This is a genomic window from Chryseobacterium sp. HR92, from assembly GCF_045689405.1.
Classification (GTDB): Bacteria; Bacteroidota; Bacteroidia; order Flavobacteriales; family Weeksellaceae; genus Chryseobacterium; species Chryseobacterium viscerum_A.
Window position 1 is genome coordinate 3,727,308 of record NZ_CP139139.1, and the last position, 20,307, is coordinate 3,747,614.

Consider the following 20,307-nt stretch of genomic DNA (forward strand, 5'->3'; position numbering starts at 1 on the left):
GCCGAACGTGAAGCAATCTCAAAACTTAACTTTAAATTTCCAAAAGTGAAATCGCTTCAATTCTTTGCATTTCGCTATGACATAAAAAGCAAAAATCCCTCAAATTGAGGGATTTTTTATGTTTAAGAATGAATCTTATTAAGCTTCGTTAGAAGGAGTTTCGTTTTCCACTGGTCTTTCACCTTGTGGTTTTTGTCCTTCAGGTCTTCTTTGTCCCTCAGGTCTTCCCTGTCCTTCTGGTCTTCTTTGCCCTTCTGGTCTACCTTGTCCTTCTGGTCTCGGAGGTCTTGGTAAAAGAACTTTTCTTGAAAGTTTCATTTTCTTACGGTCATCATAACCCATGAACTTCACTTCTACTTCATCACCTTCAGCATAAGGAACTTTGTCAAGACGAGCCCATTCAATTTCAGAAATATGAAGAAGCCCTTCTGTACCTTTAGCAATTGCTACAAAAGCACCGAAGTCCATTACTTTTACTACTTTACCTTTGTAAACTTCTCCTACAACCGGTACGAATGTAATTTCGTTGATTTTTGCAACAGCAGCATTGATTTTCTCTCTATCTGTTCCTGCAATTTCGATACGTCCAATTTCACCTACTTCTTCAATTGCAATAACCGTATCTGTATCTTTCTGCATCTGCTGAATGATTTTTCCTCCAGGCCCGATTACAGCACCAATGAAGTCTTTAGAGATCTCCATTACCACCATTTTCGGAGCATGTGGCTTCACATCTGCTCTTGGTTCAGAAATAGTTTCAGTAATTTTATTTAAGATGTGTAATCTTCCGTCTCTGGCCTGCATCAATGCTTTTTCCATGATGTCCATAGAAAGTCCCTGGATTTTAATATCCATCTGACAAGCTGTAATACCATCTGCAGTACCTGTTACTTTAAAGTCCATATCTCCAAGGTGATCTTCATCTCCTAAGATATCAGAAAGTACAGTGAATTTACCAGACTTTGCATCTGTGATCAATCCCATAGCAATACCAGAAACAGGTTTTGTGATTTGTACCCCAGCATCCATTAGTGCTAATGTTCCTGCACAAACTGTTGCCATTGAAGATGAACCGTTTGATTCAAGGATATCAGAAACAATTCTGATTGTATATGGATTTTCTTCAGGAATAACAGCCTGTAATGCTCTCTGAGCAAGGTTACCGTGCCCTACTTCTCTTCTTGAAGTTCCTCTTAGAGGTCTTGCTTCACCTGTAGAGAACGGAGGGAAGTTATAATGTAAGAAGAATTTCTCGTCGTGCTGCGTAATTACGCTGTCTACCATGTTTGCATCTTTCACAGAACCTAAAGTTACTGCTGTTAAAGACTGAGTTTCACCTCTTGTAAACACTGCAGAACCGTGAGCTCCAGGAAGGTAATCAATTTCTGACCAGATTGGACGGATCGTTTGAGGATCACGGCCATCAAGACGGATATTGTCTTCAAGGATCATCTGACGCATTGCTTCTTTTTCTACGTCATGGTAATATACTTTTACGAAAGGAGTTACTCTTTCCAGTTCTTCTTCATTATCAGCGTATTGAGCAAGGAATTCTTCACGAACCGCTTTGAATTTTTCACCTCTCTCCTCTTTTCCGGATGGAGTTCTTGCTACTTCATATACTTTATCGTAAGTTTCTTTCCATACTTTTTCACGAATTTCTTCGTCATGAGTTTCGTGAGAATATTCTCTCTTAGGGAAAGCTTTTCCTACTTTTTCTGCTAATCTCTCCTGAGCTTCAATTTGCTTTTTAATTTCAGCATGACCAAAATTAATAGCTTCTAACATTTCCTGCTCAGAAATTTCTTTCATTTCTCCTTCTACCATTACGATGGAGTCTTTGGTAGCTCCAACCATGATGTCTAACTCAGAATTTTTCAATTCTTCATAGCTTGGGTTGATAGAAAGCACTCCGTCAAATCTTACAACTCTTACTTCAGACATTGGTCCGTTGAAAGGAATATCTGTAATAGCAATAGCCGCAGAAGCTGCCAAACCTGCTAAATCATCAGGAATTGTTTTTCCGTCATAAGAAATTAATGAAATCATCACCTGAACTTCAGCATGGAAATCTTCAGGGAAAAGCGGACGTAAAACTCTGTCCACCAAACGCATCGTTAAAATTTCCTGATCTGAAGGTCTTGCTTCTCTACGGAAGAAGTTTCCAGGAATTCTTCCACCTGCATAGAATTTTTCTCTGTAATCAACTGTTAATGGTAAAAAATCTACACCAGGATTTGCTTCTTTATTGGCTACAACAGTTGCTAAAAGCATTGTTCCACCCATTTTTACTACCACAGATCCGTCAGCCTGCTTGGCCAATTTCCCTGTTTCGATAGTGATTTCTCTGCCATCTGCAAGAGTAATCATTTCTGTAAACGCTTGAGGTATACTCATAAATTTGTCTTCTTAATACTCCGTATTGAGTATGAATTAATATTTAAACTCTTTAAATTTCGTGTGCAAAGGTACTATATAATAATGAAATATTAAATTTTTCAATTGCATAAATAGACTGTCAAAATACAAAAAATTGGCTATCAGTTGATGAAAGATTCAAAAAAATGTACCCGCAATTACTGTTTATTCATCATTTGTGAAAATAAAAAAGTGTTTTTTGAAGATAATGCATTGAAAAATCCTGCTGTTTTTGTATTATTGTCTCAAAAAATGAAAATAATATCTTAATGTGGAAAAAAGTATCTATTTCATTTTAAAAATTATTAAAATTATTGCAAACCAATAGGCTGATCCCTATATTTGCCCTACTTCACCAATTACAATGCTGTAGGTTTAAAAAAGTTAAGGAATTATCCTTATCCAGATAAATAAATGTTTATGATTAATAAAGAAGTACCATCGCAAAGCAGGAATTATACGGTTCCGTTGATTACCATCACCCTGCTATTTTTTATGTGGGGATTCATCACCTGTATGAATGACATTCTGATTCCCTATCTGAAACAACTTTTCAATCTTACCTTTTTCGAATCCATGCTGGTGCAGTTCTGTTTTTTCGGGGCTTACTTTATCGGATCACTGATTTATTTCCTGATCTCTATTACGAAGGGAGATCCAATCAATAAATTAGGATATAAAAAAGGGATCCTGTTCGGAATTTTTCTGGCAGCTTTCGGCTGTGTTCTGTTTTATCCGGCAGCTACTTTCTCGTATTATCCGTTGTTTTTGGGAGCTTTGTTTATTTTGGGACTAGGCTTTACGGTACTTCAGATCACTGCCAATGCGTATGTTTCGTTACTGGGAAGTGAAGAATCTGCTTCCAGCCGTCTGAATATGACTCAGGCATTCAATGCATTCGGAACTACGATTGCTCCTGTGTTAGGAGGCCACCTTATTTTTGAATTTTTCTCGTCTCCGGATGGATCATTCAGTGCAGTAGCAACAAGAATTCCATATCTTATTTTTGCGGGTATTCTCCTGCTGGTAGCCTTATTGATTTCCAGAGTTAAACTTCCGTCATTCCAGATGGGGGAAGAGGAAATTGTAAAAGGTTGGGGAGCTCTTGAATTCAGCCACCTGAAATTTGGTGTATTTGCTATGTTCTGCTATGTGGGTGGAGAAGTAGCGGTGGGTAGTTTTATCATTAGTTTCCTGGAACAACCTCAGATCATGGGTTTTAATGAAATCATCAGTAAAAATTACCTTTCCATGTATTGGGGTGGAGCGATGATCGGCCGTTTTCTGGGGGCTATCTCTTTAAATCAGTCCTTAAGCCAGAGCAAAAAAGCTGTTTATATGCTGGGAGCAGCAGGAGCTGTTTTCCTTGTGATCTTCAGCATTGTAAATCTTACTTTCTCTCAGATCAGCTTTTTCCTTGTATTTATTGTTCTGAATTTCATTGCCTTTTTCATTGGTAAAGCAGCTCCGGCAAGAACATTATCCATCTTCGCAGCCATCAATGTAGTATTATTGATTTCTGCTATGGTGAATCATGGTGAACTGGCAATGTACAGCATTTTAGGAATCGGAATTTTCAACTCTATTATGTTTTCTAACATTTATACATTAGCAATTTCAGGACTTGGTAAATATACCAGTCAGGGATCTTCTTTGGTGGTAATGGCTATTCTGGGAGGCGCTATAGTCCCTATCTTCCAGGGGTATCTTGCAGATCAGTTTGGAGTACAGCACTCATTTATCATTCCTGTATTCTGCTATCTGGTTATTCTGATATTTGGTGCTTACTGTACCAAATATCTGGGTCATGTGGAAAGCACCGAAGCCAAATCAGGGCATTAAAATAAATTATATCAAAATATACAAAGCGGAATATCTCAACATATTCCGCTTTTTTAAATCAATTCATGTAACTTTCTCCTGAAATAAGAAACCTATCCTAAACCTAATGCAATTACAATGAAAATACAGTTAAAACTTGAATACACAGCATTTATGTTATTGGGAATCTATGCTTTTGCCCAAACAGGATATTCATGGTGGTGGTTTGCAGGACTATTCCTTGCACCGGACATTTCAATGCTGGGATATACTGTTAATAATAAAGCAGGGGCTTTTTTCTATAATCTCTTCCATCATTTTGGAGTGGCTATCATTGTTTATTTTGCAGGAACAGCTTTATCCCTTCCCTATTTACAGATGATTGGAGCCATTTTATTTTCTCATTCCGCTTTTGACAGAATTCTGGGCTATGGATTGAAATATCCGGATAATTTTCAGAATACGCATTTGGGAAAAATTGGGAAGAAGGCTGAGTAGGAATGTTGTAAACCACTCTGTCAAAAATTCTTTGAATTTTCACCCACTCTCAAGGGAGGGGAATTTTCGCACCTTCGGTTGATATTTTTGTGAGGATTGAATTTCTGTTGATGCTTTTCTTGTTAGATTAATGTCTCTGGATTCCTATGGAATGACATAATTGTGACGATAGTCTATCCATGCAACTTCTCATTCCGTCGGAATCTAAATATTCTTTTATTATAACATGAAAATCAAAGACTTTAAGAAATTTAAGTATACTTCTCAACCATTTAGTAATTTCTTAAAGAAACTTTTGTTCTTTTACGGTTAAAAATCCCTTGTTATGTAAAAATAAAAAAGCAACCTCTTTCGAAGTTGCTTTTTATTTTGAAAATCTTTATAGATTATTTTCTTAAACCTAATGCAGCAATAATAGCTCTATATCTTGCGATATCTTTCTTTTTAAGGTAATCTAATAAACTTTTTCTCTTACCTACCAATTTCACTAGAGATCTCTCTGTGTTGAAATCGTGACGGTTAGCTTTTAAGTGCTGAGATAAGTGGTTGATTCTGAAAGTGAAAAGAGCGATTTGTCCTTCTGCGCTTCCTGTGTCCTGTGCAGATTTTCCATGTTGTGCGAAAATTTCCTGCTTTTTGTCTGTTGTTAAGTACATTCCAATATTGTTTAATGATTATTATGTAACGGGTGCAAAATTACGACTATTTTTTGATTCTGCAAACATTATTGATTTCATAAATCAAATTTGATAGAAAAAAATGTTAAAAATTTCTTAATAAATTTTATGCAATCCAACGAAAAGGCAGTAATTTTGCATTCGGATTACAAATGAAAAAAATTATATTCTTTACAGCAATTACTACTTTTTTATTTATCGGCATTACTTCGGTAAAAGCTCAGAAAGCCGCTGATGACAAAATAAAAAAAGTTCTGTACTTCAATCCCGAGGTAGAGCCTGATATTGATGAGATAAAAGATCCTACCAACAATGCATTCTTTGACGCTGTTTCCGATAATTTCAGCAGCAGAAGAAATAAAATGCTCCGGGCGGAAGTTCAGGTTCCCTTTGATAGCATAGATAAGCAGACAATTGCAGATTACTGCATCAATAACGATGCTGATTTTGCGATTGTTTCCAAAGTACGCTATTTCAAAGTAGGTCTGGGAAAATATGTTTTTTCCAATCAGGTAGTTGTCAGCATGAAACTTTTTGGTTCCGACGGCAATCTTGTTACGGAAACAGACTATGACACTTACCGAAAAAATATGCGCCTGCTGGGTTCAACAGTAAACTCCATTAAAATAGGAACTGAAGGAGCCATAAAGGGAATCCTAAAAAAACTGAAAAAACTGAAGCCAACGGAAGCTGAGCTTTGAGTTTAAGGTTGGAATATAAGACTTTTGATGATCAATGGTCAATTTTGCTTCGCAAGTCAATTGTGAATTTTTGTGATGTGCCCAATGTACATACCAAACAAATTCATAATTCATAATTCATAATTCATAATTCATAATTCATAATTCTTTTATAGACGTCATCCTGCAGATTATCTACATGTATATCAACACTTTGAACACTTTCATTAGTTTAGTTTTATCTTAAATCTAAATGATTATGAAAAATTCAAATTTAAAAAGACTGAGCAGAAACAGTCAGAAAGAAGTCTTAGGAAGTATTGTACGTCTTCAGAAATGTCAATATCATTTTGAATGTCCGGGTGGATCATGCTGTCACAGAGTATGTGTAGCTTATCCATGTCCTGAATTATAAATATTTTCATGTTAAATAAAGCACTTGTTTATACTTATAAACAGGTGCTTTTTAATGCAAAATACTTTATAAACAACTGATTAACAATTAAATATTTTCACCAAATAAGGAATTAATAAATATTTTTTACTATTTTAGTTCAATATTAAAATCTAAATCTCATGAAAAATCTAAAGAAACTCAGCCGGGAAAAATCTAAGCAAATCAATGGAGGATCCATTGAAAGATGCAGTGACAGTAATCCATGTGCCGTAGGATATTGCTGCTATGGCATTTGCTCACCATTCATCTGTCTTGAATAAAAATATAAAACTTAACTAACTCACATAAAATCAAATTTCATGAAAAATCTAAAAAAACTCAGCAGACAAGTACAAAAGGAAATTAAAGGCAGCGGGCCTTTCAAAAGATGTACGGAACATTACGAATGTCCGGGCGGATCATGTTGTCATAACATCTGCGTTCTAAATCCATGTCCCCTGGAATAATATATGATCATTACAGACACCTGCATTTGTAGGTGTTTTTTTATTTAAAAAAATAAATAAAATATTGATTTATAGCAAAATATTTTCACAACAAAATGAATAATATAAAAATATTTACTATTTTAGTTTCACATTAAATCCAAACTATATGAAAAACTTAAAGAAACTCAGCAGAGAAGCTGCAAAACAAATCAATGGTGGTATCGGCCCCTTCAGATGCAGTATAACAAGACCATGTTCTGTGGGATATTGCTGCAATGGAGAATGTCTTGATCATGACTGTCCGATAGAGCCTTAATCTTAACTATATTTGATCACCATGAAGAATTCAAATCTTAAGAAGCTCAACAGGCTGGAACAAAAAAATATTAAAGGAAGCGGAGTAAAAAAGTGTGGTGACAATTCTGATTGCGGACCATACCAATGCTGTACAAACGCTGTCTGTACATACATTCCTACTTCAGAATGTGAACCAATTTAAAGAATATTGGAATTTTAAATTTAATTTTTGACATCCGTTCCGACGGGTGTTTTTTTGCTCTTATACTGAAGCACTAAACTTTAATTAATCCTTAATTTTCCCAGTTTATTGCTTAGTCTTAAAAATTTGAATTATTTTTGCATATCCAAAAAAATTCACGTTTTGAATTCTAGAGACGAACTTATCTTCAACCCTGCCGATATTGCCGAAACTCTCAGCGAACTTCCTGCTGATGAGAGGCTGCTTGCGTTCCTGAAGGTTCCGAAAGAGTACAAAGCAGAAGTTTTTTCACACCTTGACCCTGATTTTCAGGAAGATACCATCAGAAGTATCGGAAGCGATGAAGTTTCTGAAATTCTGAATGCAATGACTCCGGATGACAGGACCGCTCTTTTCGAGGACTTCCCGGATGAGCTTATCAAATATTCCATCAATCATCTTAACCCGCAGGAAAGAAGAATTGCTTTAAAGCTTCTTGGCTACAACTCAGATTCTATTGCCCGTCTGATGACTCCTTATTATATTCAAATCCGTAAGGAATGGACGGTAAAAAGGTGTCTTCAGCAGATCAAAAAGGTAGGAAAAAGAGTGGAAACCATGAACTATCTTTATGTGGTGGATGAAAGAAACCGCCTGATTGATGACCTTGCTATCGGAACTTTACTGTTGGAAGAGGAAGACACGCTGGTTTCTGATATCACAGACAATCATTTCGTGGCGATTACCACTACAACTTCCAAAGAAGACGCGGTGACTTATTTCGAAAAGTATGACCGTGGCGCTCTTCCCATTATTACGGAAGCCGGTGTGTTGGTAGGAATTGTAACGATTGATGATATCCTCGATCAGATTGAACAACAGAATACGGAAGATATTCAGAAGTTCGGGGGATTGGAAGCATTGGATCTTCCCTATACACAGACCTCATGGACTGAAATGATCAAAAAAAGGGCAACCTGGCTGATCATCTTATTCGTTTCGGAAATGCTGACAGCTTCTGCAATGGGATATTTTGATAAAGAAATTGAGAAAGCTGTTGTGCTGGCCTTATTTGTTCCGTTGATTATTTCCAGTGGAGGAAATTCCGGATCGCAGGCAGCAACGTTAATTATTCGTGCAATGGCGCTTCAGGAGATCAGTCTTAAGGACTGGTGGTATGTCATGAAAAAGGAAATTATCTCCGGATTATGTCTTGGGGCTATTTTGGGAGTAATTGGTTTTATAAGAATTATGCTTTGGCAGCAGATTGGCCTTTTTGATTATGGCCAATATTGGGTTTATGTCGGATTAAGTGTTTCTGTTTCCCTGATTGCCATTGTATTGTGGGGAACACTATCCGGTTCTATGATCCCGTTTGTCTTAAAGAAATTAAATCTTGACCCAGCTACCTCTTCTGCTCCTTTTGTAGCAACATTGGTGGATGTTACAGGACTTATTATCTATTTTACTGTAGCCGGACTTTTCTTAACCGGAAAACTTTTGTAAATTTAGGCATCATCTAACATGCCAATATGAAAATTGTTTCACTTGTGCCCTCTATTACTGAGGCTTTATTTGACCTTGGACTCACCGAAAATGAAGTAATCGGGAGAACAAAATTCTGCATTCACCCTCAGGATAAAATAAAAAATGTATCAGTAATCGGCGGGACCAAAAATATCAATATTGAGAAAATAAAAATGCTGCAGCCGGATCTCATTCTTGCCAATAAGGAAGAGAATGTAAAAGATCAGGTAGAAGCTTTGATGGATGACTTCAAGGTAATGGTCACCAATGTAGAAACGATTGAGGACAATTATTACCTGCTTAAAAGTCTTGGAAAACTTTTCGGAAAGGAAGAAAGAGCCCAGCTTTTTAATCTTAAAATATATGAAATCCTGAGCCAGGCCAAGCTGGAAACACCTGTGAAAGCAGCCTATCTTATCTGGAAGAACCCTTATATGACCATTGGTTCAGATACGTTTATTCATAGGATTTTATCAGAGATTGGCTTTGAGAATATTTTCAAGGATAAAACCCGTTACCCTCAAATTACGACTGAAGATCTTGCAGATGCAGATGTCATCATGCTTTCTTCTGAACCGTTTCCGTTTAAAGAAAAACATATTGAAGAACTGCAGGCTTTCTTTCCTGATAAAAAGATAATGATCGTAGATGGTGAAGCATTTTCCTGGTATGGAACTCATATTGCGAAATGTGAAAATTATTTTAAAGACCTTCTTGCTGAAATTCACCTGATGCAGCAAAGCTAATTTTTTGACCATCAACTTTAAACCTTAAACTTTAAACTCACATGTCTGATACAGTTATATTATCTGAAGGAGCAGAATTCGATCACGTTATTCGGGAAGTTTCAAAATACATCAATCTTTACGTAATGGCATTTGAAAAGAATGAACGCACCATTACACAAATGGATAAACGTGAGAATATGTATGGTGGAAACGGAACTGTATATATGCTGCAGATGTTTGATCAGAAGGAATTAGCTCATAATCGTCTGGCTGCTTATATGGTTTTGTTGAATAAAGGTGATGAATCCGGATTTCATACGCATAATCAAAGAAATGAGCAAGAACTGTACGTAGTAGTGCATGGAACCGGAGAATATCGTGAAAGAGCTGGTGTTGAGGGGCCTATACGAAAGAAAATTCTTCAGAAAGGAGATATTACGGCTATTAATTCTATAGGTTATCATTCTATTGAAAATACGGGAGATGAGCCTTTAATCATGTTTGTTATTACCACTTATAATCTATAGTTTATGAATAGTAAGGCCGGGAATCTCCGGTTGTATACTCTATTTCAAAACTCATAAAAAACTCCGACTATAAAAGCCGGAGTCTATATTATATTCGGATTGAAATTCAATTACAAAACTTTAGAAACTTCGTTACAAAGCCATTCCAATAATTCACGGTCTTCCTTAGTGAAAGGATCTACCGTATGGGAATCAATATCAATCTGGCCGATGTTTTTTCCGTCTTTAAAGATAGGAACTACAATCTCAGCTTTTGTATCAATAGAGCAACTTAAATAATTGCTTTCTTCGTTCACATCAGGAACTACAAATGTTTCATTGGAAACCGCAACCTGTCCGCAAATTCCTTTACCGTAAGGAATAATGGTATGATCTGTTGGCGCTCCTACATAAGGGCCTAAAATTAATTCTTCCTTATCTCCGTTTTTGAAATAGAAACCTGTCCAGTTGAAGTAAGAGATTTCCTGATCCAACAAGTGACAAACTTTTTCAAGTTTTTCTTCTGTATTATGTTTAGGACTTTCAAGAATTGAGGAAAGTCTTTTCTTTAATTCTGACATTGTATATATTTTTTTAAGAGAATTGTTTTAGGGAAAGCTCTTCTTTATATCCGAACATTCCGCGCTCTTTAATCATTTCTGCTACACCTTCAGGAACCTGAGTTTCCCAGCCTTTCACACAACATGCTATTTTTCTCAAAATTTCTCTTGAATAGATTTCCAGAAACTCCGGATTATAGTTCGTAATATCTACAATACGATTGTTGTGTTTGAAATATTTATATAGTTCTTTCAGGTTTTCTTCTACTTTCAGGTTTGAAGAATCCAGCAACTGATGCGTTTCAGGATCTTTATAAGGATACAGATATACTCTCATCCCGTTTCTGAAAAATTTTCCGAACGCTTCAAGGATTCCGCCAGACATATTTTTATAGTACTTCTCGTCAAAGACCATCAACAGGTTATTTACTCCCATTGCTACTCCAATATCCCCGCTTGTATAAGATGCAAAATAATCAATCAGTCTGTAGTATTCAGAGAAATTGGAGATAATAACAGTGTATCCCAGTTTAGCAAGAATATCAACCCTGTCAAGGAAATCTCTTTCATCAATATCTCCGTCTGCTCTCAGATTGGAAATGGTGATCTCGATAAGAACTTCTGTTTCTTCATGGGTACAGATGGCATCTTTGAAAAACATATCCATCCCGTTTTTAAGCATATCAATGTTTACTTTCGTTACCGGTCTGAAACTTCCTCTTACCGCGAAAATATTTTTCTTGTACAATACATCTGCCGGAAGCATATTGCTGCCCTGAGAATTGAAAATCACGGCATCGGTCATTCCATTTTTAACCAACTGAAGAGACATCAGCCTGTTGTCAACATAAGCAAAAGCAGGCCCGCTGAAATCAATCATATCAATTTCCAGATTGTCTTTGGCAATATCATCGTATAAAGATTCTACTAAAGTTCTTGGATTGTCAAAATAATTGAACGCTCCGAAAATAAGATTCACCCCCAGGTTCCCTAAGGTTTCCTGCTGAAGGGTAGCATCATTTTCTTTGAATTTTACGTGAATTACGATTTCATTGTAATCTTCATTTTCTTTGGTCTGAAAACGAATTCCTACCCAGCCGTGGCCTTTTACCGTTTTGTCAAAATTGATGGTTGTTACCGTATTGGCATAAGAAAAGAATTTTCTGTCGGGATTATTATCTCTTGAAATTCTCTCTTCAATCAAAGCTACTTCATACCGAAGCATTTTGCGAAGCCTGTTCTGGGTAACGTACCTGTTTTTTACTTCCTTTCCGTAGATGGCATCACTAAAATCTTTGTCATAAGCAGACATTGCCTTAGCAATAGTACCGGAAGCTCCCCCTGCTCTAAAAAAGTGGCGAACAGTCTCCTGCCCTGCTCCAATTTCTGCGAAAGTACCATAAATAGTAGGATCTAGATTAATTGTTAATGCTTTTTGTTTAGGAGTTAGTTTCTGATACATTAGGACATGAAATTTTTTGTAAATTTACCAAAATTAAACCAACCTCAAAACAAAATGAAGTTGAAATTTTTAGGAACCGGTACTTCACAAGGTGTACCCGTTATAGGCTGTACATGTGAAGTGTGTACTTCTAAAAATCCCAAAGACAATCGTTTGCGTTCTTCCGTGATGGTGACTACGGAAGAAAATAAAAAAATACTGATCGACTGCGGTCCGGATTTCAGACAGCAAATGCTTACCAACCACGAACATACCGTAGATATTGCGTTGATAACTCATGAACATAATGACCATGTAATCGGGCTTGATGATATGCGGCCATTGATTTTTAAGAGTGGAAAAGATGTTCCTCTTTATTGCTACTCAAGAGTTGCTCATGAAATAAAAAACAGATTTCCTTATGCCTTTGCTGATGTAAGATATCCCGGAGCACCCGCTTTTGAACTTCATGAAATTGAAAATAAACCTTTCCAGGTACTTGATACGGAAATCACTCCTGTAGAAGTGATTCACTATAAAATCACTGTCTTCGGATACAAATTTAAAAACCTGGCCTACATTACAGATGCCGGATTCATTTCTGAAACAGAAAAGGAAAAACTGAAGAATCTGGATGTGCTGATCTTAAACTGTATCAGAAAATTTGACCCCCATCCTGCCCATTTTATTCTTCCGGATGTTATCAAACTATTTGAAGAGCTAAAACCAAAGAAATTATTTTTAACACACATCAGTCATCATTTAGGACTGCATGATATTGAAGATAAGCAGCTTCCACCCGGAATGCACCTTGCCTACGATGGTTTGGAACTCAACTTTTAAAAATTTTTCTTCAAAAAGCTTTTGAACATTGAAAAAAGTTCCTATATTTGCACACCAATTTGAAACAAACATCACGTTTGCAGTAAACATCAAGCCCAGGTGGCGGAATTGGTAGACGCGCTGGTCTCAAACACCAGTTCTTAGGAGTACCGGTTCGATCCCGGTCCTGGGTACAAAATCTCGGCAAACTAGCATCCACACTACGTTTGCCGATTTTTCTATTTCATTCTCTAATGCGCTCAATTTTATTAACGTGTAAAAAATCGTGTAAAAATGAAACCGCATCACTCACCTATCAAAGTTTATCCTACATCTTGGGATAAAAGAAATCAAAGCAATCTTAAAAAAGATTGGGAAATAAGATACTCTTATTTTTCAGACGAATTTCCTAATGGTAAAATCATTAGATTCAAAGGCATGAATCATTGTAAAACATTAAATGAAAAACAAGATTGTACAAAAATGTTAATCGAAAAAGAGTTATTTGCTCTTTCTAAAGGATTTAATCCTGTCATTAGAGAGTATGAAGTAATTGACGATAGCCTTATTTCACCCTCAACTCCATTCATTAAAGCTCTTGAAATTTCATTAAAGTCATTTAAAGGAGTGGATTCCACTCTAAGCGACTATGACAATTCAGTTAAGCATATAAAAAAGTATGCTTCAAAGCTAGGCATTAATCATAAAGACCTCAATACAGTTAGTAAAGGTGATATTAAGCAACTTTTAATGAAAATGTCAGAAGATGGCTATTCAAACTATAGGGTCAATAAAACTAGATCACACTTATCAAGATTCTTTTCTCATTTTGTAGAGTTGGATATATTTTTAGTTAATTTTATAGAGGGCATAAAAAAACTTGAACACGAATCCTCTGTTCGAAATATAATTAGAACATCTGAAGATTGGAAAAAATTTCATTCTATATCTAAAATAAATCATCATGAATATGCTTTTGCTTATATATTTTTATTCTCCGGATCTCGATTCACTGAAATGGCTGGAGTTCGAAAATGTGATGTTGAACTTGAAAAAAGTATTTTTTGGATTAATCTTAAAAAAGGAGGAAAACACAAAAGAGTAATGAGACCCATCAATATGGAAGTTTGGAGATACTGGAAAGAATATTACGAAATAGCTGCAACAGATGAATATTTGTTTTCAGAACATAGGATTCCTGGAGCTCATCCTGTTAAGGCACGCGCTTTAAATGAAGCAATTACAAAACACCTTAAGCTTGTAGGCTTAAAAATGAAAGGTTATGATTTGAAAGCAACATTTTTAAATCTTGTGTCTAAAGAACACGGAATTACGAAAGCAAAAGAGTTGGCTGGGCACACAACAGAAAGAACCACAAGAATTTATGCAATTGATTATGAAGAGCATATGGTAGAGCAGAATAGAAAATTAAAAATTAATACTCAATAATAAATTTAAAGGCGTATCTAAAATGTTACGCCTTTTTCTTTTAGTTCAAGAATTCGTCTTTCAATAATATCTTCTGTTAGGTCTTGATGAAAAACATGGTGCCATACATAATGGAGATAAGCAAAAATATCTTCATCAACTAACGCTGATAGGAAAACGTATAAATCTCTCCGGTCTTCGTCTTCAAAATAATCTTCGTCAAACTCAAAGATAGTGTCTGAGGAAATTTCCCAGCGTTCTCTGAAGTAGCCATCAAACTCAATATTCTTATCTGCTGCTGCGCCTCGGATTAAATTCATTGCATCATCATAGAAGTTTACCATGTCGTTCGGATCTTCCTCGATATAATTTGCAAGTAGCTGAAATATATGTTTATGATCTTCCATGATTAAAATAATGAAGGTGGTGGTAATTTATGCGGTTCCAGGTTGACAGCAACAAGTGCTGGATCATAAGCCGGAAATACAAACTCTTCTATCGGCTCGTCCTTCAAGAATCTTTCAGCCATTCTCGCATCCAAACAAATAGGCATTCTTAGTTTTGAATTATGGACAACGCTCATTAATTCATTTGCTGCAGTAGTAACGATTCCTACTCCAATTTCTTTATTTTCCCAAACGTCAAAGAATCCGGCCAAATACATATGATCAGCATCTTTCCAGAAGACTTCATGCTTTACTTTTGCTGGAGTTTTCTTCCCCGGAATTATTACATGTTGGAAATCGTAGAATCCAGATATTGGGACTACACATCTGTTGTGTTCAAACTTTTTGTAAAATGTATGTGTTTTTTCTGCAGTTAGGTTTAGTCCCTTGGCAGGTTTATCTTTTGGTATCTCAGCATATAGTCCCCAGGTTCCATGGGTTAATTTACGTCCGTTATGTTCTAAGACGATTGGCAAGGCTGGTCTGGTAAAGGCAGAAATGTTTTCCTCTTGAACATAATCACTCTCATAATTTTCTGCATTCAATTCTTCAGCGATCTTTTTTAGATCAACTGTTTTATTACTGAATGAGTAGCACATAGAATATTTTTAATTGAAAAGATACAAAAAGCGTACAAATTATTACGCTTTCAAAATAATCGAGTCGTAAAAGCTTGTAGAGTATTTAGGAGAAAGATGTTTTTGGTCCATTTTCCAGGTTCTTTGTATATCCTGAGAAGCTAATTTTATCTTTTGTTTTCCAAGGCGATTATTCATTAAATCCATTGCATTCATTAGCGGTTTATGCTTTTCATGAAAATCCGAGTCAAACATACTTGTCATTCTTTCGGTTTCCGGGACAAAAGTACTTGTGATCACCCCTGCTTTACGATATTTTGGTCCATTAATAAATATTTTATCCAGCGCTTTTTTAGCAAATTTGGAAATATCAATACTTGAATTACTCGGATTGGGAAGCGTTACCGTGAACGAGTCTGAATATTGAACCTGGTTTTGTTTGAATCGGTCCGTCATGATGAAAACCGTCACGTGTCTGCAGCAAGACTTTTGCTCCCGGAGCTTCCGGGCACATTCCGCCGCGAAAGTTGAAATTCTTTCATGTACGTAATCATATTCAGCGTGTCCGGTATCGAATGTTCTTGTAGTTGAGATCATCTTTTTAGGTTCAGGGATACTCATAGTATACTGAGCTTCTCCCAGAAGTTCCTTTTTCATTCTTACTCCTAGAATTCCCATTTCGTTACGCAGGAAATCATCCGGAAACTGTGTAAAATCCCACGCGGTATGAGCGCCATAATTTTTAAATCGATCGTGATACCTACGGCCGATACCCCAAATATCCTCCAGCGGAAACCATTTTAATGCTGCTTCCAGTTTTTTGTGAGTATCTATCATGTATACAGATCCGGTTTTTTCCGGGAACTTTTTCGCGATCTTATTAGCAACCTTAGCTAGGGTTTTACTCGGAGCCATACCAATACTTGTTGGAAGGTCTAAACCCTGCAGCACATCCTTGCGTAAATCAACCATCTTTTTATATTGGTCCATATATCCATCAAGGAAAAGAAATGATTCGTCAATAGAATACACTTCAATATCATTGCAGTATCTCCGGGTGATTTGCACTACTCTATTGCTTATATCTCCGTACAATACAAAGTTTGCCGAACATACGATCAGACCATGTGTTTTTTCAAAGTGTTTTAGCTTAAAATAAGGTTCACCCATCGGAATACCTAACGCCTTCGCTTCGTTGCTCCTAGCTATTGCACACCCATCATTATTAGACAACACAACAACCGGACGGCCCCGCCATTCGTAGTTAAAGATTCTCTCACAACTTGCGTAGAAGTTGTTACCGTCAATAAGTGCTATCATAATTTTCGCCAATTTTTAAAAGTCCATGTAACGACACCCCACAAGAAAAACTCTGTTTCGTCCGTGATGTCAAAATCTGAAAATTCAACGTTGGCAGATTCCAGTTTCAGTTCTTTAATTCTGTTGCCTTTTCCGTATTTCGGCCGGAATCTCTTAATGAAGAATTGATTCTCAATAATTGCTGCAACCAAATCATTTGGCCGCGCTTCGATGCCTTTTTGTATCAAACACCAATCTTCATTTAAAATACCAATATCCTTCAACGAGTCTCCGGAAACCCTTCCTGGGAATGTTGTAATAGGATCTTTAACCAAAAGCTTTAAAAAGTCTATACTTTCATCCGGAAAATCAAGCGCAGCACTCGGAAACGCACCATAACCACCAGCATGTAAACGCTCTTCTAAAGGCGTCAATACCACAGGTTCTGTGTTTTCCAAATTAAATAACTCTAAATTTCCGATCGTTTTCATATCGCAAAGTTATGTACATTTTGAACCAAAACATATCAAACCGCTGTTAAATTTTCATAAGGCAAAGCAAAACCCGCATGGCGACAGAACTTGACGCATTAAAAAGTTATCCACAAAAAAGCCTCCCTAAGGAGGCGGACATAAATTAAGTAGAACTTTAAAGTTCAAGTTCTGTAAAAATACAAAATCCCCACTATTAGGTGGGGAATCTATTTTATTTAATCCTTTTAATTAATTATCAAAAAAACGATATTTCTTTTTTATTTTTCCTTTTATAATAGGGTTTTCCTTAAATGCTTTCCTAAGATAATGCAATTGCTCATCAGTTAAAGTATAAACTAAACATTTGTCATCTTTCTTAAACTCTTCTTCTAAAGAAATTTTAGTTTTTGGGAAATGCTCACTCAAATTTAAAAATGAATCATATTTTAAGAAGGGATATTCAGCCTTTTTTAAAACAATGTGTAATTTCTCTACTTCTTGATTTTCAACGAAATTATAATTAATGGTTGTATTCACATAAAAAGTAGCGAACAAATAACTATGATCGTCTTCACCAAGCACAATGAAGTATTTTTTCTTTTGAAATTCTTCTATAAATAAAAAAAATACCGCACCAATACCTATCATTTTGAAAAAGTTGTAGAATTTTTTAAATTTTCCATGTGCTTCATGTAATTTATCATGTCTTGACTTGCCCCTCCTGCTCTTGCAATTAAATATTCATTTAAGGAAAATTGCGCACTTTCCCAAGCCCTGTCATGTGATTTGTCAGTTAACTGTGTAAAGCTTAAATTAATATTTTCAGATATTGACTCATCAAGACACCACATGTCAGTTTCAGATAATTCATCTTCATCATATGTACATAGAGCTTCTACTTCATACCTACCAATAATTTTAAAATAATTGTGAAGGGACGACTCGGAATTTCTATTCTTTTTTATCATATTTAGAATGTCATATGAAGCAGAAGGCACAGGTCCATTTGGCATTTTTACATAATAATCTTCTGTAATCTTCCTACCGTATTTGCTTAAATGCTTTTGATCCGCAAAATACATTATCTTAAATAGTTTATGGAAGTCTAAGGGTTTGTTTGCTTTATTAAGAACATAAAGCATAATGTGCGATGAATTGTAATATAATTCAGTTAATTCATTCATAAATTTAGAAAAGCCATCAGTTTTCATAGGCAAAATTAAACAAATTTTATTCCCTTGTACTATTTTCTAGACAAAATTCATACAAATTGTTGCAGTTTGCAACAATAACATATAGTACAAGGAAGTTTTACACGTTATTGATTTTATCTATATGTTACAAACTGCAACACTAAAGTATAAGCTAAGAACGTCAAAACATGACGTGTTTTATTTTTAATCCTATTTAAAAACAACCTTGTAGTACTTCAGTTTACTTTGAAAAGAACAAATCAGCCTCTGTTTTTCTTCTGCGGATGAGTCCGTTTAAAGTTTTTCCTCCGGCTGTAATGTATTTCGTGGTGAACCAGGTTCTGATTTCTGACTCTCCTGATTTTTTATTGACTAAAGAAAACAATGTGTCAGAACCTCCGGTATTGTAAGTGTGTGAAACCAAAGCGTCAAACTGATTCTGTGTTAAAGCAACTTTCACTTTCGAGTTCACTATCTTTTCATAAGTTGGCAGAACTGCAGCAAACAATTCAACTCCTTTTTCTTTTGTGATTGCAGGATCTTTCATCGTTACTTTCTTTCCTCCGGGATAGTAAGTATTACCATAACCTATTGTCGGAATTCCTGCTGAATCCAGATACGGCTTTGAACTGAATCCTTCAAATGATGTAATCAAATTTATTCCCTTTTGTGATGTTTTCATTGCTGTAAATTTTATCTATTTTTTAACCATATGAGTCCAGCAGTTCCTAAAACCGCAACTGAAACTCCTCCAATCTTGACTCCATTCCAGAATCTTTTTCGCTGTTTAATCTCAAATTCTTTTCTTGTAACTTCCAGTTGATTCTTCAAATATGAAATGTCAATATTTAACTGATTTTCTCGTTCTTCAGCTGCAATTTTATCTTGTTTGGAGATTTCAATTACAGTCCCCATTGCTTCATCTTTTGCCGTTAACAAACTCTTACTAACGGAAAGAGCTTTATCTTGTTCATTGATAAGCTGGTTCGCACTGGAAAGTGCGGTTTCAGTTTTCTGAAGCCTTGTCTTTAGATATTCGTTTTGCTTAAGCCCTTTATATACCTCAGGGATTTGGCCCTCCGGTATACTCCTTGTACTTGTATTTTGAGATAAAATCAAATTGCTCACTAATAGAAGCAGAATTAATGTGATCGCTTTCATTTTGTAAATTTTTAAGGTCAGTAAAATTTTTATCATACATCGTTTTCATATTAAGAATACTATTATTCATATTCTTAAAATTATCGTTCAGAATACCAATACCAATGTTTTGCTGTTCTAAAACACTTTTAAAAGAATCACTTTTATTATTTGCTGCTTTTTCCCTTAGTTCTGATTGGTATTTTGCATCATTTTGCGCTTCCTGGATCTTCCTTAATTCAGTAAGTTCTTTTTCGTTACTTTCTTTGAATATATTGCCTACTACAGAGGCAAAAACCGAGATAAGTAATACAACCAAAAAAGCGTATAATAAGTCTTTATTGATTTTCATTTTCGGAGTTTTTATCGTTAGATTCATCTTTATCATCTATTTTAATTCCGGCCCGCTTAGCTGCAGTGTCGAATATTTTTAAATACCTCTTGTCCATCCAGTCTGTCAAATACTGCCCGGCAAATGCCACCATGGGTAGTGAAGGATTTCGCCACTCGCTCCAATTGAAAGCTTTTAAAAGCTCTGAGGCGACGTAGGTCAGGCATAGGTTTATCAGTAGAACCGCCATCACGTATGCTACACTTATCTTTTGCTTGTTTTTTATGTAAACAAAAGAAATGTAAGCCCCCGATCCTATCAGTACCGACATGATTAATGCGATTATCTCGCTGATATTGTAGTTTAGATTTTCCATTC

General features: G+C 35.8%; 27 protein-coding genes and 1 tRNA gene. 14 read left to right on the top strand and 14 right to left on the bottom strand.

From position 1 onward, the window contains the following. Positions 1 to 138: 138 nt before the first annotated feature. Entirely contained in the window at positions 139 to 2,397 is a 2,259-nt protein-coding gene (locus SFA27_RS16565; RefSeq protein WP_047377114.1) for a polyribonucleotide nucleotidyltransferase, read from the bottom strand. Between the two features lie 441 nt (positions 2,398 to 2,838). Between SFA27_RS16565 and SFA27_RS16570 the strand changes: the two genes are divergently transcribed. Together SFA27_RS16570 and SFA27_RS16575 are read left to right on the top strand one after the other, a co-directional pair. Beyond that, complete coding sequence (locus tag SFA27_RS16570; RefSeq protein WP_047377207.1) at positions 2,839 to 4,260, top strand: sugar MFS transporter; 1,422 nt, start codon at positions 2,839 to 2,841, stop codon at positions 4,258 to 4,260. 117 nt (positions 4,261 to 4,377) lie between these two features. Next, the gene (locus SFA27_RS16575) at positions 4,378 to 4,737 is read left to right on the top strand and encodes a DUF4260 domain-containing protein (protein ID WP_407293638.1); all 360 of its coding nucleotides are present in this window, start codon (positions 4,378 to 4,380) and stop codon (positions 4,735 to 4,737) included. Positions 4,738 to 5,123: 386 nt separating this feature from the next. On the opposite strand, the gene rpsO is transcribed toward SFA27_RS16575, so the two are convergent. Next, positions 5,124 to 5,393: a 30S ribosomal protein S15 gene (gene rpsO / locus SFA27_RS16580; protein ID WP_045494446.1), complete on the bottom strand. Its 270-nt coding sequence runs from the start codon at positions 5,391 to 5,393 to the stop codon at positions 5,124 to 5,126. 173 nt (positions 5,394 to 5,566) lie between these two features. Between rpsO and SFA27_RS16585 the strand changes: the two genes are divergently transcribed. The 9 genes from SFA27_RS16585 to SFA27_RS16625 all read left to right on the top strand — a co-directional run bounded on the left by SFA27_RS16585 (position 5,567) and on the right by SFA27_RS16625 (position 10,239). Then, a complete protein-coding gene (locus tag SFA27_RS16585; protein WP_047377116.1) occupies positions 5,567 to 6,115 on the top strand; it encodes a hypothetical protein in 549 nt (182 codons plus the stop codon). Positions 6,116 to 6,353: 238 nt separating this feature from the next. Beyond that, on the top strand, positions 6,354 to 6,509 hold the full coding sequence (locus SFA27_RS16590) for a hypothetical protein (RefSeq protein WP_156118408.1): 156 nt from the start codon (positions 6,354 to 6,356) through the stop codon (positions 6,507 to 6,509). 161 nt (positions 6,510 to 6,670) lie between these two features. Continuing rightward, a complete protein-coding gene (locus SFA27_RS16595) occupies positions 6,671 to 6,811 on the top strand; it encodes a bacteriocin-like protein (protein WP_156118409.1) in 141 nt (46 codons plus the stop codon). A 39-nt stretch (positions 6,812 to 6,850) separates the two neighbouring features. Further along, positions 6,851 to 6,997, top strand: a complete 147-nt coding sequence (locus SFA27_RS16600; RefSeq protein ID WP_156118410.1) for a bacteriocin-like protein — start codon at positions 6,851 to 6,853, stop codon at positions 6,995 to 6,997. 148 nt (positions 6,998 to 7,145) lie between these two features. Further along, positions 7,146 to 7,295, top strand: a complete 150-nt coding sequence (locus SFA27_RS16605) for a bacteriocin-like protein (RefSeq protein WP_158521347.1) — start codon at positions 7,146 to 7,148, stop codon at positions 7,293 to 7,295. A gap of 21 nt (positions 7,296 to 7,316) precedes the next feature. Then, positions 7,317 to 7,478, top strand: coding sequence for a hypothetical protein (locus SFA27_RS16610; protein WP_407293645.1), 162 nt, complete (start codon positions 7,317 to 7,319; stop codon positions 7,476 to 7,478). A gap of 162 nt (positions 7,479 to 7,640) precedes the next feature. Further along, the gene (mgtE, locus tag SFA27_RS16615; RefSeq protein WP_047377117.1) at positions 7,641 to 8,963 is read left to right on the top strand and encodes a magnesium transporter; all 1,323 of its coding nucleotides are present in this window, start codon (positions 7,641 to 7,643) and stop codon (positions 8,961 to 8,963) included. Positions 8,964 to 8,989: 26 nt separating this feature from the next. Further along, complete coding sequence (locus SFA27_RS16620) at positions 8,990 to 9,730, top strand: ABC transporter substrate-binding protein (RefSeq protein WP_264518572.1); 741 nt, start codon at positions 8,990 to 8,992, stop codon at positions 9,728 to 9,730. 41 nt (positions 9,731 to 9,771) lie between these two features. Then, a complete protein-coding gene (locus SFA27_RS16625; protein WP_052184692.1) occupies positions 9,772 to 10,239 on the top strand; it encodes a cupin domain-containing protein in 468 nt (155 codons plus the stop codon). Between the two features lie 110 nt (positions 10,240 to 10,349). Here the strand turns inward: SFA27_RS16625 and SFA27_RS16630 are convergent, their stop codons facing one another. Together SFA27_RS16630 and SFA27_RS16635 are read right to left on the bottom strand one after the other, a co-directional pair. Then, positions 10,350 to 10,799: a GAF domain-containing protein gene (locus tag SFA27_RS16630; protein ID WP_047377119.1), complete on the bottom strand. Its 450-nt coding sequence runs from the start codon at positions 10,797 to 10,799 to the stop codon at positions 10,350 to 10,352. Between the two features lie 13 nt (positions 10,800 to 10,812). Next, positions 10,813 to 12,240 (bottom strand): hypothetical protein, encoded by a 1,428-nt coding sequence (locus SFA27_RS16635; RefSeq protein ID WP_047377120.1) that lies wholly within the window; start codon positions 12,238 to 12,240, stop codon positions 10,813 to 10,815. 54 nt (positions 12,241 to 12,294) lie between these two features. On the opposite strand from SFA27_RS16635, the gene SFA27_RS16640 reads away from it, so the two are divergent. The 3 genes from SFA27_RS16640 (at position 12,295) to SFA27_RS16650 (ending at position 14,490) form a co-directional block, all read left to right on the top strand. Then, positions 12,295 to 13,062: an MBL fold metallo-hydrolase gene (locus tag SFA27_RS16640; protein WP_407293649.1), complete on the top strand. Its 768-nt coding sequence runs from the start codon at positions 12,295 to 12,297 to the stop codon at positions 13,060 to 13,062. A gap of 93 nt (positions 13,063 to 13,155) precedes the next feature. Next, positions 13,156 to 13,235: transfer RNA gene (locus SFA27_RS16645), tRNA-Leu, on the top strand. A gap of 100 nt (positions 13,236 to 13,335) precedes the next feature. Then, entirely contained in the window at positions 13,336 to 14,490 is a 1,155-nt protein-coding gene (locus SFA27_RS16650; RefSeq protein WP_407293651.1) for a tyrosine-type recombinase/integrase, read from the top strand. A 17-nt stretch (positions 14,491 to 14,507) separates the two neighbouring features. Here SFA27_RS16650 and SFA27_RS16655 read toward each other — a convergent pair whose 3' ends face one another. The 10 genes from SFA27_RS16655 to SFA27_RS16700 all read right to left on the bottom strand — a co-directional run bounded on the left by SFA27_RS16655 (position 14,508) and on the right by SFA27_RS16700 (position 20,305). After that, on the bottom strand, positions 14,508 to 14,876 hold the full coding sequence (locus SFA27_RS16655; protein WP_407293653.1) for a hypothetical protein: 369 nt from the start codon (positions 14,874 to 14,876) through the stop codon (positions 14,508 to 14,510). Positions 14,877 to 14,878: 2 nt separating this feature from the next. After that, complete coding sequence (locus tag SFA27_RS16660) at positions 14,879 to 15,514, bottom strand: SOS response-associated peptidase family protein (RefSeq protein WP_407293655.1); 636 nt, start codon at positions 15,512 to 15,514, stop codon at positions 14,879 to 14,881. 42 nt (positions 15,515 to 15,556) lie between these two features. Next, positions 15,557 to 16,813 (bottom strand): Y-family DNA polymerase, encoded by a 1,257-nt coding sequence (locus SFA27_RS16665; RefSeq protein WP_407293657.1) that lies wholly within the window; start codon positions 16,811 to 16,813, stop codon positions 15,557 to 15,559. Beyond that, the gene (locus SFA27_RS16670) at positions 16,810 to 17,283 is read right to left on the bottom strand and encodes a LexA family protein (protein ID WP_407293659.1); all 474 of its coding nucleotides are present in this window, start codon (positions 17,281 to 17,283) and stop codon (positions 16,810 to 16,812) included. Before SFA27_RS16670 ends, SFA27_RS16665 begins: the two co-directional genes overlap by 4 nt. 231 nt (positions 17,284 to 17,514) lie before the next feature. Next, a complete protein-coding gene (locus tag SFA27_RS16675; protein ID WP_407293661.1) occupies positions 17,515 to 17,913 on the bottom strand; it encodes a hypothetical protein in 399 nt (132 codons plus the stop codon). Beyond that, entirely contained in the window at positions 17,910 to 18,449 is a 540-nt protein-coding gene (locus tag SFA27_RS16680) for a Panacea domain-containing protein (protein WP_407293663.1), read from the bottom strand. The genes SFA27_RS16675 and SFA27_RS16680 overlap by 4 nt, the downstream gene beginning before the upstream one ends. Before the next feature lie 250 nt (positions 18,450 to 18,699). After that, on the bottom strand, positions 18,700 to 19,140 hold the full coding sequence (locus SFA27_RS16685; RefSeq protein ID WP_407293665.1) for a lysozyme: 441 nt from the start codon (positions 19,138 to 19,140) through the stop codon (positions 18,700 to 18,702). An 11-nt stretch (positions 19,141 to 19,151) separates the two neighbouring features. Further along, the gene (locus SFA27_RS16690; protein ID WP_407293667.1) at positions 19,152 to 19,619 is read right to left on the bottom strand and encodes a hypothetical protein; all 468 of its coding nucleotides are present in this window, start codon (positions 19,617 to 19,619) and stop codon (positions 19,152 to 19,154) included. Continuing rightward, positions 19,522 to 19,950 (bottom strand): hypothetical protein, encoded by a 429-nt coding sequence (locus SFA27_RS16695; RefSeq protein WP_407293669.1) that lies wholly within the window; start codon positions 19,948 to 19,950, stop codon positions 19,522 to 19,524. The genes SFA27_RS16690 and SFA27_RS16695 overlap by 98 nt, the downstream gene beginning before the upstream one ends. Next, the gene (locus SFA27_RS16700; protein ID WP_077417844.1) at positions 19,937 to 20,305 is read right to left on the bottom strand and encodes a hypothetical protein; all 369 of its coding nucleotides are present in this window, start codon (positions 20,303 to 20,305) and stop codon (positions 19,937 to 19,939) included. Before SFA27_RS16700 ends, SFA27_RS16695 begins: the two co-directional genes overlap by 14 nt. Positions 20,306 to 20,307: the final 2 nt, after the last annotated feature.

What these genes read in the sequence shown, in the direction of transcription:
- SFA27_RS16565 (WP_047377114.1), bottom strand. Translation starts at nt 2,397, where the DNA reads ATGAGTATACCTCAAGCGTTTACAGAAATGATTACTCTTGCAGATGGC.
- SFA27_RS16570 (WP_047377207.1), top strand. Translation starts at nt 2,839, where the DNA reads ATGATTAATAAAGAAGTACCATCGCAAAGCAGGAATTATACGGTTCCG.
- SFA27_RS16575 (WP_407293638.1), top strand. Translation starts at nt 4,378, where the DNA reads ATGAAAATACAGTTAAAACTTGAATACACAGCATTTATGTTATTGGGA.
- rpsO (WP_045494446.1), bottom strand. Translation starts at nt 5,393, where the DNA reads ATGTACTTAACAACAGACAAAAAGCAGGAAATTTTCGCACAACATGGA.
- SFA27_RS16585 (WP_047377116.1), top strand. Translation starts at nt 5,567, where the DNA reads ATGAAAAAAATTATATTCTTTACAGCAATTACTACTTTTTTATTTATC.
- SFA27_RS16590 (WP_156118408.1), top strand. Translation starts at nt 6,354, where the DNA reads ATGAAAAATTCAAATTTAAAAAGACTGAGCAGAAACAGTCAGAAAGAA.
- SFA27_RS16595 (WP_156118409.1), top strand. Translation starts at nt 6,671, where the DNA reads ATGAAAAATCTAAAGAAACTCAGCCGGGAAAAATCTAAGCAAATCAAT.
- SFA27_RS16600 (WP_156118410.1), top strand. Translation starts at nt 6,851, where the DNA reads ATGAAAAATCTAAAAAAACTCAGCAGACAAGTACAAAAGGAAATTAAA.
- SFA27_RS16605 (WP_158521347.1), top strand. Translation starts at nt 7,146, where the DNA reads ATGAAAAACTTAAAGAAACTCAGCAGAGAAGCTGCAAAACAAATCAAT.
- SFA27_RS16610 (WP_407293645.1), top strand. Translation starts at nt 7,317, where the DNA reads ATGAAGAATTCAAATCTTAAGAAGCTCAACAGGCTGGAACAAAAAAAT.
- SFA27_RS16620 (WP_264518572.1), top strand. Translation starts at nt 8,990, where the DNA reads ATGAAAATTGTTTCACTTGTGCCCTCTATTACTGAGGCTTTATTTGAC.
- SFA27_RS16625 (WP_052184692.1), top strand. Translation starts at nt 9,772, where the DNA reads ATGTCTGATACAGTTATATTATCTGAAGGAGCAGAATTCGATCACGTT.
- SFA27_RS16630 (WP_047377119.1), bottom strand. Translation starts at nt 10,799, where the DNA reads ATGTCAGAATTAAAGAAAAGACTTTCCTCAATTCTTGAAAGTCCTAAA.
- SFA27_RS16635 (WP_047377120.1), bottom strand. Translation starts at nt 12,240, where the DNA reads ATGTATCAGAAACTAACTCCTAAACAAAAAGCATTAACAATTAATCTA.
- SFA27_RS16640 (WP_407293649.1), top strand. Translation starts at nt 12,295, where the DNA reads ATGAAGTTGAAATTTTTAGGAACCGGTACTTCACAAGGTGTACCCGTT.
- SFA27_RS16650 (WP_407293651.1), top strand. Translation starts at nt 13,336, where the DNA reads ATGAAACCGCATCACTCACCTATCAAAGTTTATCCTACATCTTGGGAT.
- SFA27_RS16655 (WP_407293653.1), bottom strand. Translation starts at nt 14,876, where the DNA reads ATGGAAGATCATAAACATATATTTCAGCTACTTGCAAATTATATCGAG.
- SFA27_RS16660 (WP_407293655.1), bottom strand. Translation starts at nt 15,514, where the DNA reads ATGTGCTACTCATTCAGTAATAAAACAGTTGATCTAAAAAAGATCGCT.
- SFA27_RS16665 (WP_407293657.1), bottom strand. Translation starts at nt 16,813, where the DNA reads ATGATAGCACTTATTGACGGTAACAACTTCTACGCAAGTTGTGAGAGA.
- SFA27_RS16670 (WP_407293659.1), bottom strand. Translation starts at nt 17,283, where the DNA reads ATGAAAACGATCGGAAATTTAGAGTTATTTAATTTGGAAAACACAGAA.
- SFA27_RS16675 (WP_407293661.1), bottom strand. Translation starts at nt 17,913, where the DNA reads ATGATAGGTATTGGTGCGGTATTTTTTTTATTTATAGAAGAATTTCAA.
- SFA27_RS16680 (WP_407293663.1), bottom strand. Translation starts at nt 18,449, where the DNA reads ATGAATGAATTAACTGAATTATATTACAATTCATCGCACATTATGCTT.
- SFA27_RS16685 (WP_407293665.1), bottom strand. Translation starts at nt 19,140, where the DNA reads ATGAAAACATCACAAAAGGGAATAAATTTGATTACATCATTTGAAGGA.
- SFA27_RS16690 (WP_407293667.1), bottom strand. Translation starts at nt 19,619, where the DNA reads ATGAAAGCGATCACATTAATTCTGCTTCTATTAGTGAGCAATTTGATT.
- SFA27_RS16695 (WP_407293669.1), bottom strand. Translation starts at nt 19,950, where the DNA reads ATGAAAATCAATAAAGACTTATTATACGCTTTTTTGGTTGTATTACTT.
- SFA27_RS16700 (WP_077417844.1), bottom strand. Translation starts at nt 20,305, where the DNA reads ATGGAAAATCTAAACTACAATATCAGCGAGATAATCGCATTAATCATG.